We start from the raw sequence: 13,743 nt of genomic DNA, 5'->3' as shown, positions 1-13,743 counted from the left end.
GTTAGGAGAGGGGTTACTCACGCCACAAGATATGACACATCTTGTTGTCTTTTTCACGGCAAATCAAAATACGCGCAAACACATCGTTGATTGGGTCGCCATCTTTTTCCGCCAAACCAATCACTACTTCGGCAAAAAAGTCGGGATTCAAATCGACATCGACATGTTCTTGCCAGTCCTCGGCGGGATCAAATAATTCTGCACCGCCGCGCTCCTCAAACTGAAGATTGAACAGGATGATATCCGCCGGGTCGAGGTTGTCAGACGCCAGTTCAAGAAAGATATCGTAAGCTTGCTCAAGCGTTTCATCTTCCGTAAGACGGTTGTTCAGGTCCATAACACATTTCCATAGATTCATTAATGACACTATTAGAGCATGACGGCTCGGCTATTGACAGCGTAACACGCGGCGTTTGTCGGGAACCTGAGCATCATAAAAATGGGCTGAAAAAGTAAAACAGACGCTCGACAATACGCTGCCAGTAGGGCCGCTGTTGCCATTTGCTCTCATCCATCAGACGCGAGCGTGCAATATAGTCTTCCTGTACGCAGGCCAGATCGCTGCCGAAACCGTCATCGTCGATCACCAGCGTGATTTCAAAGTTGAGCCACAGGCTACGCATGTCCAGGTTGACGGTGCCCACCAGGCTGAGTTGTCCGTCCACCAACACGCTTTTGGTGTGCAGCAATCCATCCTGAAACTGATAGATTTTTACCCCTGCGGCAAACAGTTCATTGAAAAACGCACGGCTGGCCCAGCCGACCAACACGGAGTCGTTTTTGTGCGGCAGGATAATGCTGACATCGACGCCGCGCTGTGCCGCCGTGCAGATGGCGTGCAACAGGTCGTCACTGGGCACGAAGTAGGGTGTGGTCATGATCAACTGGTGTCGCGCGGAGTAGACCGCCGTCAGTAGCGCTTGGTGGATCATATCTTCGGGATAGCCCGGGCCGGATGCAATCACCTGCACGGTATGCCCTTGCTCCTGCTCGAACGGCATCAGGCCGACATCCGGCGGTGGTGGCAACAAGCGTTGACCTGTTTCCATTTCCCAGTCGCAGCAATAGATGATGCCCATGGTGGTGGTGATCGGCCCTTCGATACGCGCCATCAAATCGACCCACTGGCCCACGCCCGCATCCTGTTTGAAAAAGCGCGGATCGACCATGTTCATGCTGCCGGTATAGGCAATCCGGTTATCAATCAGAACCACTTTGCGGTGCTGACGCAAATCCATACGGCGCAGAAAAGCACGAAACAGGTTTACCTTGAGGGCTTCGACAACCTCAATTCCTGCTTCGCGCATCTGTGTAGGATAGGTGCTGTGAAAGAAATCGACGCTGCCTGCGGAATCGAGCAAAATTCGACAGGTTACACCGCGCTGAGCCGCTTTTTTCAAAGCGGCAGTGACCTCTTCTACCAGCCCACCAGGTTGCCAGATGTAAAACACCATCTCGATGTCGCTGCGCGCCAGGTCGATATCACGCACCAGCCCTCTGATGGTGTCTTCGAACGTGGTTAACAACTGCAACTGGTTTCCTTTGATGCCGCCAATCCCCTGACGACGTTCGCACAACTGGAACAGTGAACGTGCCACTTCGCTATTCTCAGTGGCAAAAATTTGCCGATATTCGGCCAACTCACGCAGCCATTTGGCCGTCGATGGCCACATACGGCTGGCACGTTCGGCGCGCCGCTTACCCAGATGTAACTCACCAAACGAGAGGTAAGCGATAATACCGACCAGAGGCAGAATATAAATGACCAGTAACCAGGCCATTGCAGAAGGAACCGCACGGCGCTTCATCAAAACGCGAAGCGTGACGCCAGCGATCAGCAGCCAGTAACCCAGAACCAGTAGCCAACTCAACATAGTATAAAAAGTCGTCATAGCAGCGCACAGATCCCTTCGGCACACGATTGACATAAAGTGTACGCATAGTTTGTCAAAAGAGGAAATTCCTTTCGTCTGAATAGAATAGGGAGACATTGCCGGTATGGCCGCTGCAAAAAGCGCGCGGCGCTTGGATTGACCTGAGAACGCGCTATACTACCACGCCGCACCCCTCCCGTTTTCGATAAAGAGTGTTGTCATGAGACGCAGCAGGAATGAAGTGATCCGGTGGCGCATGTTACGCCAGGTTCAGCGGCGCAGAGGCCGTTGGTTGGAAGCCCAGTCACGCACTTATCGGCATATTCACTATGCCCGTTATCTGCAACAGAAACATCAGCGTCGTGCTCTGCTGTATGCGGTGGCCTACGAGTGGTAGTCGTCTAAACGGACTTGTTAGCAGCCTGAACGGCCACGTATTGTGGCCGTTGTTTTTTCTTGTTATCCGTGTGCTGTTAGCGCGCGATACCTAATCGTGCTGATACTACGGGTTGCCCCATTTCCAGCGCATCTGAGATTGGCAGGGTGAAGAGAGTGACGGATGAGCGCAACAGCTCGGTCTGCGCCAGTAACGCGTTAAACGTATCAGCGCTGGCTTCCACCTGGCTGACATTCTGTTTGACCGTATCGTTCAGGGTTTGAATGCGCGCTGTCACCGCCTGAATATGCTGGGTTTGCTGCGCAGAAATATCGGCGATCTCATTGAGGAAGGTGCCAGTGCCTTGTGCGGAGCTGATGATGTTTTGCAGGCTGTCGCTCAATTTCTTGACCAATTTGGCACCGGTGTCGACGCTGCTGTCTGAGTCGCGAATCAGCACATTAATGTGCTGTGCCGACTGGCTACTCTGTGCTGCCAGTGTACCAACCTCACGGGCGACCACCGCGAAACCGCGACCCAGTTCACCCGCTCGCGCAGCTTCAATGGCGGCATTCAATGAAAGAATGTGCGTTTGAAACGCCACGTTTTCAATCATCCCGATGGCATCCGTCATCTCTTTGGTGCGTCCGGTAATGTCGGACATTGCGGCATGCACGTCATTCATCATCAACTCACCGTGAGCCGCCATGGTGCTGGTGTTCAGGGCATGTTGACTGGCCTGCTCGGTATGCTGGGTGTGCTGCGCCAGTTGCGCATTTAACTGAAGAATGTTGTCCGTGGTCGCTTTTAGTTCATTGGCTTGCAGACGAGCCTGTGAAAACAGCGCCTGATTATCCACTGAGACGCGGTCAACGTGCTGTGTCATGCCGTCAATACCGTGGCGTACTTGGCTAACGAGGTCGGTCAACCCGATTTGCATTTGTGTCATGCTGTGATTTAACACGGCGATCTCACGGGTACAACCGCTGTTCTCATCAAGTTGCTGTGAGAGGTCGCCTGACGCAATGCGTCCCAGGTGCTGAATAATGTGATTGAGAGGGCGAATGATGATCCGGTTCACAATAGCCCACACGCCAAACGAAACGGCCAGCAGCAGTCCGAGTACCACCATAAAGATGGTGTGGGTACGCTCGAGGGAAATCAGAAATTGTTCCCCGTGCTGCTTCTGGCGTGCGGCATTATTCGCCAGATAGTGTCCGTACTTTTGTGTGAAATCATTCTGGTAAGCCTGAATCGGCACCATAAAAAAGATATCGATCTGATTGCTCTGTTTGATGCCATCAGCCAACTCAACCAACCCTTGATACAATTGTTGGTAGCTACGCAGTAACGCCTGACTGTCGCTGTCAGTGTCATCAGGTTTTTCGATCTGTTGATAATAGTCCTGAGCCTGTTTGAGTGAGACTTGTGCCTCTTCCATCAGACTATTCCAACTGCCTACTGAGCCGGTCTCTTTATCTACCATCAGATAGATCCCCGCCCGGTTTAATTTATCGCTGGCGTTCATCGCCGCCATCCGCGCCTGATCCAACAGCGCCTGTTGTTCACGTAAACGATCGTTGGCCGTAGTATCTCGCTGTACCTGGTTCATGGTGTTGGAAATAATCGCGATCGACATCAGTTGCAGCAGAGAAAATAAACCGATAATCAGCAATAACCCCAAAAAAATACTGGGTCGGAATCTGCGGAGCAATGTCCCTTTTCCCTTCAGAAACGCGAATCGTGGTAGCATAAGTCCTGGCTCTCAATCAACAAGAGCCAGCACCATAGCATTGTTAAATGACTATATTATTTCAGCTTTTTCACTCAGTTACTCAGATTGTTCAAATTCACTGAAATAGATACGGCGTTGAATTACGGCCGCTAACACAGCAAAACGTGCAAAACCGGGCGTTTTTACTGCCTCATAGATGCTGTCTTAAACAAAATAACCGTTGGTAATGCAGGGTTAAAATACCTTTTTGTACGGTTTTACGGTTACGCTGTGGTACACGCCTGCGGCCACGTAAGGGTCAGCATCGGCCCAGCGCTGTGCGTCGGTCAGAGAGGGGAATTCGGCAATAACTGCAGAACCGGTAAACCCTACCTCTCCGGGGTTTTCACTATCAACGGCGGGGAGTGGGCCTGCCGTAAGCAGCCGCCCTTCATCGCGCAAGGTTTGCAACCGTGCCAAATGGGCAGGGCGTGCAGCCAGACGATTTGACAATGAACCAGAAACGTCCTGAGCAAAAATGATGTACAAAATCTTGATAATCCTCAAGGGAATAGCGTGAAAACACCATCATACTCTGCCCGTGGTTTTTTTAACAAACTATCGGGTTCTTATTGAATATGATTGCTATTTGCATTTAAACTTGGGCGGCTAAGAGGACAACGAAAAATTATGCCGCAAACAACTTTATTAGGAATCCGCCGCCAATCATGGTCTTTTTTACTTTCTGTTGGCGCTCATGGTGGATTAATCGCCGTATTGTTATACGCATCGTTTAATGACGCACTTGAACTTCCTCAGGCGACGAAACCGATCAGCGTCGTGATGGTCGCGCCTGCGGCGACGGAAGCGGCTCCTGCACCTCAGGCTGCTCAGCCTGAGCCAGAGCCAGAACCACAGGTCGAAGCCGTGAAACAACCTGAGCCAGAGCCGGAACCGTTACCGCAGCCTGTCGCGATCCCATTGCCAGAGCCAAAGCCAGAACCGAAACCCAAGCCGAAACCGAAAACGGAGCCGGTGAAGAAAAAAGTTGAGCAACCGAAGAAAACGCAAGAGAAAGCGGATGAGAAACAGCCTCCCTCGCCATTTACCTCAGAGGATGCCAGTAAAACCCGCGACAATGCGCCCGTGCGACAAGCCCCGGCACCGTCTGCCTCTGCGCAGTCGTCAGGTCCGCGGCCGCTGAGCCGTGCGCAACCGCAGTATCCGGCTCGCGCGTTTGCGCTGCGCGTGGAAGGTCGGGCAACACTTCAGTTTGATGTGGATAGTGAAGGGCGAGTAGACAATATTCGCGTGTTGAACGCGCAGCCGCGCAACATGTTTGAACGCGATATACGTCAGGCAATGCGTAAATGGCGCTACGAAGCGGGAAAACCAGGCAAAGATTTGCAAGTCACTATCATCTTTAAAATTGATGGCGGCGCGGTGGTTGAATAAAATCACTGTGGCATACCAATAAAAAAAGAACCGCATTTGCGGTTCTTTTTTTTCGTCAGGGCCCGATCGCGTTAATGGCGTTCAGGGTTATTCCTGGGCTGGATCGGGTGCGGTAAAGTGGCTTTTCCCGGCCGGTAATTCGCAGGGATGACCCGCTTCGTCTACGGCTACGTAGGTGAAAAGCGCCTGCGTTGCACGGTAGCGTTGCCCGATGGGGGCCGTGGAAACCTTTTTCACCCACACTTCAACATTGATGTCCAGTGAACTGCGACCGGTGCGCAGGCAGCGGGCATAGCAGCACACCACATCCCCCACGGCGACGGGTTTGAGGAAACTCATGCCGTCAACGCGTACCGTGACAACGCGTCCTTCGGCAATCTCTTTCGCCATAATGGCACCGCCAATGTCCATTTGCGACATCAGCCAGCCACCAAAGATATCGCCATTGGCATTGGTATCCGCGGGCATGGCCAGCGTGCGCAAAACCAGCTCACCGTGAGGTGCTGTTTGAGTAGGGCTCATCGTCGTCTCAGGTTAACGTTTAAAGGATTACTGTTTGCTTTCGTTATTGTTCTGCTCAGGCGGCAGATGGCGGTAGATGTAAACGCCACAGGCCAGTGTAAACAACAAGGTGAGCCCTGTCAGCCCGAATACTTTGAAGTTCATCCACAGACCTTCCGACAACCAGAATGCAACATAGATATTAAGCAATCCACAGGCAATGAAGAACAGCGCCCAGGCGGTATTCAGCTTGCGCCACACCGGTTGTGGCAGCGTGATCTCTTTGCCCAGCATGCTCTGAATCAGCGACTTGTTGAAAAACCATTGACCGATCAGTAACGCACCGGCGAACAATGCGTAGATGATGGTGACTTTCCATTTTATGAATTCGGGATTATGGAAATAGATGGTTAGCCCGCCGAACACCGCTACCAACACCACGGTGACCAGCATGGTTTTTTCCACTTTGCGGAATTTGTACCAGCTATAGAGAAAAGCGGCGAGTGTGGCAGCGATCAGCGCACCGGTTGCCCAAAAGATATCGTGCAGTTTGTATACGACGAAAAAGATAACTAAAGGTAAAAAATCAAGAAGTTGCTTCATTATATCGACCCATTACAACGCGAGGTGCCAAAGATTAACCACATTCACCCGTAGGCGATCGTCTGCTGCTGGCTGTCATTATCCTTGATTGCGCCATCCGCTTCCTGTTTTATCGTAAGAATTTGCAGAACATTACTTTTCTGTTAATTAAACCTGCCGTCCACAGACGCAGACGGCAGGTTCGCACATTATTGACGCAGCAACATATACAAACGGAAAAGATAGATCAAAAAGATGGCAGATACCAGGTTACTCACCCCGTTCATCAGGATTGCCATGGTGGTCGGCGATGCCAGTGGCAGACGCGCAACCAACATCAGCAGGGCCACTTTTGCTAATAGCCAAAAAAGCACGGCAGGGGCGACCAGCTTCAGATTGCTATAGGCGAGCTTTGCACTGAGGCGGATAGAGGCGAAAACGCCTTTATTTTCTACTGCGGCGATCACCGGTGATAAACTCACCGCGATGGCGAGTAACACCCCCGGTACGATGAGCAGCAGCATGCCCAACTGCACCAAAATAGTACCTACCAGAATCAAAAAGAACAGTCGCGGCAGCAGCGGCGCAGAGGCACCAATCGAACGTAGCGCACTGGTCGGTTGTCCGGCCGAGACCTGTCTCACCAGCGTCAGCACGCCGCCAGTCAGCAACGCATTGCCGACCAGTGCTGCAAAGGTGCTGGCAGCGGAAACTTTGAGTAGCACCATCTGTTGCTCGGGCGTCATTTGTTGAATCAGGTCGTGCAGCCCTAATTGACCGGTGCTGGAGAGATCGCCGCTTACATTACTTAATAGCTGTAACTGTTCCGGCGCGGGTATCAATGCCTGATTTAACATGACAGTAATGACCGCCGTGAGCAATGACAGCAACAACAGGCCGATAAGTTGGTTACGCGTAAAATTCATAGTGTCACGGTAGAGGGTACCGGCCGTGATAGACATGAAGGCTCCTTGGCTATTCAACAGGGAAAACGACGCGTCATCGCGCCCAATGATCCACATTGTAACCTGTTACCTCAAAAGGTTGCACCTTGCTGCGCGTCTGAAAAGGGTATTCGCTGCAATTTTATTCGGTAGGTTAAAGCGGGGGCAAGCCATAGCGAGCTCTGGCTCGGTTGCAGGCGCCATTTTCCTGACCGTTCTCGCCCGATCGTAAAAACTCACGGCACGGCGAAGGGCGTTGTGCATAGATGTTGCAACTGACAGCCTGACCGATCTCGCCCTCAAGCGCAGTGCAACGACAGTGCACTGTGCTGTTGGTGCCCTGCATACAGCGAATAAACGGCGTAATCGGTTCTGTCAGGCTTGCTGGCGTCAATCCGCCACCATCATCAGCCTCTGCCCAGTAAAATGAGACACGAAAAAAACCGCAGCAGGCACCGCATTGCAGGCAACTGTTGAGATTGTCACCGTTATTTGATTTCGGGTTCGACGCGTCCATGGTTTACCTCTTCCACAACGTCATCACAGGGTGCCGGACTGTCGCTCACTATAGCGTCAACGCTTCAGCGGTGTGAAGGCGCAGCATTAACCTGAGCACTAATTGCACTTTAGGTTGAAAATTGATGCAGATCAATTTTAGTTTTTTTAAGTATTTAGCGCATCTTGATGTGTTTTGAATTTCGCTTTTTCAGCGTGAAAGTTGTGATCTGGCTTAAAACAAGAATACCTACTTAGAGGTATTCTGCGCTCGACTTTAAACCATATAAAGGGAGTGGGTAATAATGAAAAAAACGTCTTTGGCTCTACTCGTCGCAACGTTGCTGCCTGTCTTCGCTCAGGCGCATCAGGCTGGTGATTTTATTGTGCGTGCAGGAACCGCTACCGTGCGTCCGAATGCGGGTGGGGACACGGTGCTTAACGTCAGCTCTTTTAAGGTCGACAACGATACGCAGTTGGGGCTGACGTTCAGCTACATGGTCACCGATAACATTGGCGTGGAATTGCTGGCTGCAACCCCGGTTACACACAATGTAGGGTTGCAAACTGTCGGTAACGTTGCACAGGTGAGTCATTTGCCCCCGTCTTTAATGGCGCAGTATTATTTCCGTGATGCGAAAGACAAACTGCGTCCTTATCTTGGTGTCGGGATCAACTACACGATGTTCTTTGATGAGAAATTCAACGATCACGGTAAAAGTATGGGGTTAAGCGATCTCAGTGCGAAAAACTCGTGGGGAGTCGCGGCACAGGCTGGGTTGGATTATAACCTGGATAATAACTGGCTGATTAACGCTTCACTCTGGTGGATGGATATTGATACTGATGTGCGTTTTAATTCTCCTGCCGGTCCCCAATCGATCAGTACCCGTCTCGATCCATTTACCTTTATGTTTGGCGTCGGCTATCGCTTTTAATATAGTCATAACTTGAAATTAACAATTATATCTACGGCACTTTCGAGTGTCGTATTTATTTTCATATAAACTATCACGCACTAAACTATATTTTTCCCGGGCACAAAAAAACGGCGGGTATTAATCCGCCGTTTTTCAACACAGGGTAAAACCAACCAATAAGGCTAACGTAATAAACGGTTAGCGATTAGAAGTTGTATTGAACACCAACACGGAAGCGAGTTTGACGTTCGTCAGTGGTTTTGCTGCCTTCGACGTTGCCCACTTCAGCATACGGGGTCCAGTTTTTGTCATATTTGTACGCCAGCTTGACGTTGTGAGTCATGTTGTCGTTTTCTTTGTCGGCGATATAGCCAGCAGAACCCGCTCTGGTGTTTTTGTTGTATTCGAATTCATACTCAACGTTGAAGTTGGCAGGCAGTTTATAACCCAGGGTGCTGGTGATAGTATAACCGCTCATGTCAGTGTTAGCGCCGCCGATGTTACCGCTGTTACGCTGGTAGAACGGACGATAGCGCAGGCCTGCGTACAGAGAATCAGTGATGTTCGCGGTGCCCTTGACGTAAGGACGGTATTTGGCGCTAACAGAGTCAGATACGAAGTTCAGACCAGCTTCCTGACCAAATGGTTTTGTCAAACTTGTACAGATAGCTTGCAGTCACTTCGGTACCGTTGCTGACAGGCTCGCTGTACGGTCTGTTCGGCGTAGTGTCTTTACCGCTTTGTGCCCATTTACCTTCCATGGACAGACCAAAACCGTTGTCAAAACGGTTAGAAATCAACAAACGGTCTTGATGGTTTGCAGATTTGGTATCTTTCATTTCATGACGGTAGTCGATGGTAACAGCCATGGTGCTCATGCTGACTAACGAAGTTACCAACACCGCGAGTAATTTAGCTTTCATTATATTATCCCATGTCAAGAGAATTATTATTAAAGAGAAGACGCTACTTTTTTATAGCAAGTTCATTGTATGTATTCTTTCTTACAGTAATGTGAACAAGATCTTCAAAATCAGATATTAGTTCAGCTATTTCATTTTTGTGATTTCGTTCAATTAATCAAGCGATATTTTATGTATTTAAATTTGAAATATCGTTTTAAATTTTATATTTTTCCGTTTTGAAGTTTATCTTTCAATTTGAAATTAATTTTACAAATTAAAGTAATTTGAAATATATTTATTATTGCTTATTTAGATATATTAAAAATCGTTTTTGTGTTTGGTGAATACCTTCAAAAAATAATCATAAACAGGGTATTGCCAGTGCGAAAAAATATTTTTTCCACTGCCCTATGCGGGAACAGATTCGATAAACGGTGGGGTTGGCAAGACAACCTAGTGAAAAATGCTGTCCCCGTCAGAGAGAAACCCGACGGGGAAGGGAAAACAGCCTGGATTAGCCGCGCGTGGCGGCTTTCATACGGCTGACAAAATCATGCAGTTTTGCCAGCATCACGTCTGGCTGATGCCGATGTTGTTCAATGATGCGCACGATGGCTGAGCCTGAAATTGCCCCCGCGGCGCCGGAAGCGATAGCCTCTTTAACCTGTGACGGTTCCGAAATACCGAAGCCTTGTAGCGCAGGCGCAGCGTGATATTCCGTCAGCGTGGCTATCAGGTGGTGCAACGGCAGTTCAGCGCGCTTCTCCGCGCCTGTCACGCCAGCTCGGGATAACAGATAGGTATAACCACGGCCATGAGAGGCAATCTCTCTGAGCAAGGCGTCATTCGCGTTAGGCGGGCAGATAAAGATGGGCGCAACGTTATGTCGCAACGCGGCGGCGCGGAAGGGGGCAGATTCTTCAATCGGCACGTCGGCGATCAACACGGAATCAACGCCCGCGTCGGCGCAGCGCTGGTAAAAGGCATCGATACCGTTGCTGAAAACCAGATTGGCGTACATCAACAGGCCAATCGGCATGGTAGGGGGCTTCTGGCGGATGGCTGCCAGCATCTCAAAACAGTGGCTGGGGGTCACGCCCGCTTCAAAGGCACGCAGGGTTGCGGCCTGAATCGTGGGGCCGTCTGCCAGAGGATCGGAAAACGGGATGCCTAATTCTAATGCATCGGCACCAGCATCAATCAGTGTGTCGATAATCTGCAATGAGAGTGCCGGCGTCGGATCGCCTAAGGTAACGAAGGGAACAAAGGCACCTTCCTGCTTTTCTGCCAACTGTGCAAACCGTTGTTGATAACGCTCCATCAGATCTCCCCCCGACCTTTCAAAATATCGTGCACTGTAAATATGTCTTTATCGCCACGGCCAGAGAGGTTAACCACCAGCAACTGCTCTTTCTCAGGCTCCTGACGAATCATCTTCAAGGCATGTGCCAATGCGTGGGAAGATTCCAGTGCTGGAATGATCCCTTCATGGCGGGACAATTCCTGAAACGCGTCGAGTGCTTCATCATCGGTAATCGAGACGTAGTCGGCGCGCCCGATACTATTCAGGTGGGCATGCTGCGGTCCCACTGACGGGAAATCCAGCCCGGCAGAAATGGAGTAGGACTCTTCGATTTGGCCGTCGGAGGTCTGCATCATGGGTGATTTCATCCCAAAGTAGATCCCGACACGGCCATGTTTCAGCGGGGCACCATGTTGTCCGCTTTCAATACCCAGCCCCGCCGGTTCAACGCCAATCAAACGCACCGGGGTTTCTTCGATGAAATCGGCAAACATGCCAATGGCGTTGGAGCCGCCGCCCACGCAAGCGATGACGGCATCAGGCAAACGCCCTTCGTGCGCCAGAATCTGCGCTTTGGTTTCTTCGCCAATCATGCGTTGGAATTCACGCACAATGGTCGGGAACGGGTGCGGACCGGCTGCAGTACCTAATAGATAGTGAGCCTTGTCATAACTGCCGGACCAGTCCCGTAGCGCCTCGTTACAGGCATCTTTCAGGGTAGAAGATCCGCTGTGCACCGGGATCACCTCGGCCCCCATCAGACGCATACGGAACACGTTAGGTGACTGACGCTCAACGTCTTTGGCACCCATATAGATGCGACATTTCAGGCCGAGCAGGGCACATGCCAGCGCGGTTGCCACACCGTGCTGTCCAGCGCCGGTTTCAGCGATAATTTCGGTTTTCCCCATGCGCTTGGCTAGCAGCGCCTGACCCAACACCTGGTTGGTTTTGTGCGCGCCGCCGTGCAACAGATCTTCGCGCTTAAGGTACAGCGTAGCACGCGTGCCCTGGGTCAGGTTACGGCAACGGGTGAGCGCCGTGGGGCGACCGGCATAGTTTTTCAACAAATCGGTAAAGGCAGCCTGAAATTCAGGATCTTTTTGTGCGTCTACAAAGGCCTGTTCCAATTGTTGTAACGCAGGGATCAGTATCTGCGGTACATACTGTCCGCCGAATTCACCAAAGTAAGGATTAAGTAACGTCATAATGTTCCTGTCTGTCCTGTCTGTCCTGTCTGTCCTGTCAGTGCTAATCAAAAAATTAAAGCGTGCCGCGCCGTGCTGGCCGGCGATTATTGCGGATAGAGTGGGGCAAAGGCGGCATGTATTTTCACCGCGTCTTTGATCCCAGGCTCGCTTTCGACACCAGAGTTAACGTCCAGCCCGGCACAGCCGAACTGCGCGGCTTTAGCGCTATTGAACACATTCACGCCCCCCGCCAGCAGTACGTTACTCAGATCGGCATCATGCAATAAATTCCAGTCAAAACGCTCACCGCTACCGCCTTGTCCGTTATCGAACAGGTAGCGATTCACAGCGGCAAAATCGCGTTTGGGCAGCTTTTTCTCAACGCTGAGCGCCTTCCAGATCTGGCAGGCGGTGGGCAGCAACGCGCGCAGGTCATCAATGGCGGTCTGGTTTTCGTTGCCGTGCAATTGCACGGCGAACAACCCCAGTTGTCGGGCCGTTTGCGCAATCTCAGCGGCGGGCGCGTTACGAAACACGCCGACGTAGCGCAACGGTGCACCGGACATTACCGTCAGGGCGAATTCCGGTGTTACACAACGCGGTGAAGAGGGGACAAAGATCAAGCCACCGTACACTGCGCCGGCGTTATACGCCGCAGCAGCATCTATCGCACGCGTAAGTCCGCACACTTTATTTTCGCCCAGGATAAGACGGCGCACCGCCAATGACAGATTGGGCTCTGACATCAGCGAACTGCCTACCAGAAAGCCGTTCGCGTAGGCGCTGAGTTCGCGAATTTGTGCCGCGTTATGAATCCCTGACTCACTGATAACGGTAACATTTTTGGGTAAGCGCGGGGCCAGTGTGCGAGTGCGTTCGAGATCGATAGACAGATCGCGCAGATCGCGATTATTGATACCGACCACGCGGGCGTTGAGCGCGATAGCCCGTTCCAGTTCAGCCTCGTTACTCACTTCTGTCAACACGCCCATTTTCAGGCTGTGTGCAACCTGGGCCAGTTCCCGGTATTCATGATCGTCCAGTACGGAGAGCATCAACAGAATGGCGTCGGCCTGGTAATGGCGCGCCAGATAAATCTGGTATTCCAAGATGATAAAATCTTTGCACAGCACCGGTTGTCTGACGACAGCGCTGATGCGCGGTAAAAAATCAAAACTGCCCTGAAAATATTTCTCATCGGTCAGCACCGAGATGGCAGAAGCGTAATCGCTGTAGACGCGTGCAATGGCCACCGGATCAAAATCTTCGCGAATCAGCCCCTTGGAAGGCGATGCTTTTTTGCATTCCAGAATAAACGCGGGCTTTTTATGTTTGAGCGCCGCATAAAAATCGCGCTGGCTAGGAACAAGGTCCGCTTGAAAGCTGGATAACGGCTGTGCTTGCTGGCGCGCAACAATCCAACTCACTTTATCCTTTACGATTTTACCCAATACGGTCTTGTTCAGTTCTGATTCTTGCATAGC

14 protein-coding genes and 1 pseudogene are annotated in these 13,743 nt (G+C 51.2%); 3 read left to right on the top strand and 12 right to left on the bottom strand.

Annotated elements, in window-relative coordinates; genetic code table 11:
- Nucleotides 1-13 precede the first annotated feature (13 nt).
- Together K6K13_RS10305 and cls are read right to left on the bottom strand one after the other, a co-directional pair.
- A complete protein-coding gene (locus K6K13_RS10305) occupies nucleotides 14-337 on the bottom strand; it encodes an HI1450 family dsDNA-mimic protein (protein ID WP_222160700.1) in 324 nt (107 codons plus the stop codon).
- A 94-nt stretch (nucleotides 338-431) separates the two neighbouring features.
- Entirely contained in the window at nucleotides 432-1,892 is a 1,461-nt protein-coding gene (cls, locus tag K6K13_RS10300) for a cardiolipin synthase (RefSeq protein ID WP_222160699.1), read from the bottom strand.
- 202 nt (nucleotides 1,893-2,094) lie between these two features.
- Here cls and K6K13_RS10295 point away from each other — a divergent pair, with 202 nt between their 5' ends.
- On the top strand, nucleotides 2,095-2,271 hold the full coding sequence (locus tag K6K13_RS10295) for a YciY family protein (protein WP_196907077.1): 177 nt from the start codon (nucleotides 2,095-2,097) through the stop codon (nucleotides 2,269-2,271).
- Nucleotides 2,272-2,347: 76 nt separating this feature from the next.
- Here the strand turns inward: K6K13_RS10295 and K6K13_RS10290 are convergent, their stop codons facing one another.
- Nucleotides 2,348-4,003, bottom strand: a complete 1,656-nt coding sequence (locus K6K13_RS10290; RefSeq protein WP_222160698.1) for a methyl-accepting chemotaxis protein — start codon at nucleotides 4,001-4,003, stop codon at nucleotides 2,348-2,350.
- A 216-nt stretch (nucleotides 4,004-4,219) separates the two neighbouring features.
- A complete protein-coding gene (locus K6K13_RS10285) occupies nucleotides 4,220-4,516 on the bottom strand; it encodes a YciI family protein (RefSeq protein WP_222161045.1) in 297 nt (98 codons plus the stop codon).
- A 138-nt stretch (nucleotides 4,517-4,654) separates the two neighbouring features.
- Here K6K13_RS10285 and tonB point away from each other — a divergent pair, with 138 nt between their 5' ends.
- Nucleotides 4,655-5,419, top strand: coding sequence for a TonB system transport protein TonB (gene tonB / locus K6K13_RS10280; protein ID WP_222160697.1), 765 nt, complete (start codon nucleotides 4,655-4,657; stop codon nucleotides 5,417-5,419).
- An 87-nt stretch (nucleotides 5,420-5,506) separates the two neighbouring features.
- Here the strand turns inward: tonB and yciA are convergent, their stop codons facing one another.
- The 4 genes from yciA to K6K13_RS10260 form a co-directional block, all read right to left on the bottom strand.
- Nucleotides 5,507-5,941 carry an acyl-CoA thioester hydrolase YciA gene (gene yciA / locus K6K13_RS10275; RefSeq protein WP_222160696.1) on the bottom strand — a complete coding sequence of 145 codons (435 nt, stop codon included), beginning with the start codon at nucleotides 5,939-5,941 and terminating at the stop codon, nucleotides 5,507-5,509.
- 27 nt (nucleotides 5,942-5,968) lie between these two features.
- The gene (locus K6K13_RS10270) at nucleotides 5,969-6,523 is read right to left on the bottom strand and encodes a septation protein A (protein ID WP_222160695.1); all 555 of its coding nucleotides are present in this window, start codon (nucleotides 6,521-6,523) and stop codon (nucleotides 5,969-5,971) included.
- A gap of 188 nt (nucleotides 6,524-6,711) precedes the next feature.
- Nucleotides 6,712-7,464 (bottom strand): YciC family protein, encoded by a 753-nt coding sequence (locus tag K6K13_RS10265; RefSeq protein WP_222160694.1) that lies wholly within the window; start codon nucleotides 7,462-7,464, stop codon nucleotides 6,712-6,714.
- Between the two features lie 136 nt (nucleotides 7,465-7,600).
- The gene (locus K6K13_RS10260) at nucleotides 7,601-7,963 is read right to left on the bottom strand and encodes a YkgJ family cysteine cluster protein (RefSeq protein ID WP_222160693.1); all 363 of its coding nucleotides are present in this window, start codon (nucleotides 7,961-7,963) and stop codon (nucleotides 7,601-7,603) included.
- 283 nt (nucleotides 7,964-8,246) lie between these two features.
- On the opposite strand from K6K13_RS10260, the gene ompW reads away from it, so the two are divergent.
- On the top strand, nucleotides 8,247-8,879 hold the full coding sequence (gene ompW, locus K6K13_RS10255; protein ID WP_222160692.1) for an outer membrane protein OmpW: 633 nt from the start codon (nucleotides 8,247-8,249) through the stop codon (nucleotides 8,877-8,879).
- A 187-nt stretch (nucleotides 8,880-9,066) separates the two neighbouring features.
- On the opposite strand, the pseudogene K6K13_RS10250 reads toward ompW, so the two are convergent.
- From K6K13_RS10250 to trpCF, 4 genes and pseudogenes are all read right to left on the bottom strand, one after another.
- Nucleotides 9,067-9,784, bottom strand: a pseudogene (locus K6K13_RS10250) (oligogalacturonate-specific porin KdgM family protein).
- Nucleotides 9,785-10,280: 496 nt separating this feature from the next.
- Nucleotides 10,281-11,087 (bottom strand): tryptophan synthase subunit alpha, encoded by an 807-nt coding sequence (trpA, locus tag K6K13_RS10245; RefSeq protein WP_222160691.1) that lies wholly within the window; start codon nucleotides 11,085-11,087, stop codon nucleotides 10,281-10,283.
- Nucleotides 11,087-12,280 carry a tryptophan synthase subunit beta gene (gene trpB / locus K6K13_RS10240; RefSeq protein WP_222161044.1) on the bottom strand — a complete coding sequence of 398 codons (1,194 nt, stop codon included), beginning with the start codon at nucleotides 12,278-12,280 and terminating at the stop codon, nucleotides 11,087-11,089. The genes trpA and trpB overlap by 1 nt, the downstream gene beginning before the upstream one ends.
- A gap of 83 nt (nucleotides 12,281-12,363) precedes the next feature.
- Nucleotides 12,364-13,740, bottom strand: a complete 1,377-nt coding sequence (trpCF, locus tag K6K13_RS10235; RefSeq protein WP_252120468.1) for a bifunctional indole-3-glycerol-phosphate synthase TrpC/phosphoribosylanthranilate isomerase TrpF — start codon at nucleotides 13,738-13,740, stop codon at nucleotides 12,364-12,366.
- Nucleotides 13,741-13,743 lie beyond the last annotated feature (3 nt).

The organism is Symbiopectobacterium purcellii, assembly GCF_019797845.1.
GTDB classification, from domain to species: Bacteria; Pseudomonadota; Gammaproteobacteria; order Enterobacterales; family Enterobacteriaceae; genus Symbiopectobacterium; species Symbiopectobacterium purcellii.
Note: the sequence above shows the minus strand (reverse complement) of the source record. Positions and strands in the feature narration are given on the sequence as shown.

Coding starts and splice junctions, on each gene's coding strand:
- K6K13_RS10260 (WP_222160693.1), bottom strand. CDS start 7,963: ATGGACGCGTCGAACCCGAAATCAAATAACGGTGACAATCTCAACAGT.
- K6K13_RS10290 (WP_222160698.1), bottom strand. CDS start 4,003: ATGCTACCACGATTCGCGTTTCTGAAGGGAAAAGGGACATTGCTCCGC.
- trpA (WP_222160691.1), bottom strand. CDS start 11,087: ATGGAGCGTTATCAACAACGGTTTGCACAGTTGGCAGAAAAGCAGGAA.
- K6K13_RS10305 (WP_222160700.1), bottom strand. CDS start 337: ATGGACCTGAACAACCGTCTTACGGAAGATGAAACGCTTGAGCAAGCT.
- K6K13_RS10265 (WP_222160694.1), bottom strand. CDS start 7,464: ATGTCTATCACGGCCGGTACCCTCTACCGTGACACTATGAATTTTACG.
- tonB (WP_222160697.1), top strand. CDS start 4,655: ATGCCGCAAACAACTTTATTAGGAATCCGCCGCCAATCATGGTCTTTT.
- cls (WP_222160699.1), bottom strand. CDS start 1,892: ATGACGACTTTTTATACTATGTTGAGTTGGCTACTGGTTCTGGGTTAC.
- trpCF (WP_252120468.1), bottom strand. CDS start 13,740: ATGCAAGAATCAGAACTGAACAAGACCGTATTGGGTAAAATCGTAAAG.
- K6K13_RS10270 (WP_222160695.1), bottom strand. CDS start 6,523: ATGAAGCAACTTCTTGATTTTTTACCTTTAGTTATCTTTTTCGTCGTA.
- yciA (WP_222160696.1), bottom strand. CDS start 5,941: ATGAGCCCTACTCAAACAGCACCTCACGGTGAGCTGGTTTTGCGCACG.
- ompW (WP_222160692.1), top strand. CDS start 8,247: ATGAAAAAAACGTCTTTGGCTCTACTCGTCGCAACGTTGCTGCCTGTC.
- K6K13_RS10295 (WP_196907077.1), top strand. CDS start 2,095: ATGAGACGCAGCAGGAATGAAGTGATCCGGTGGCGCATGTTACGCCAG.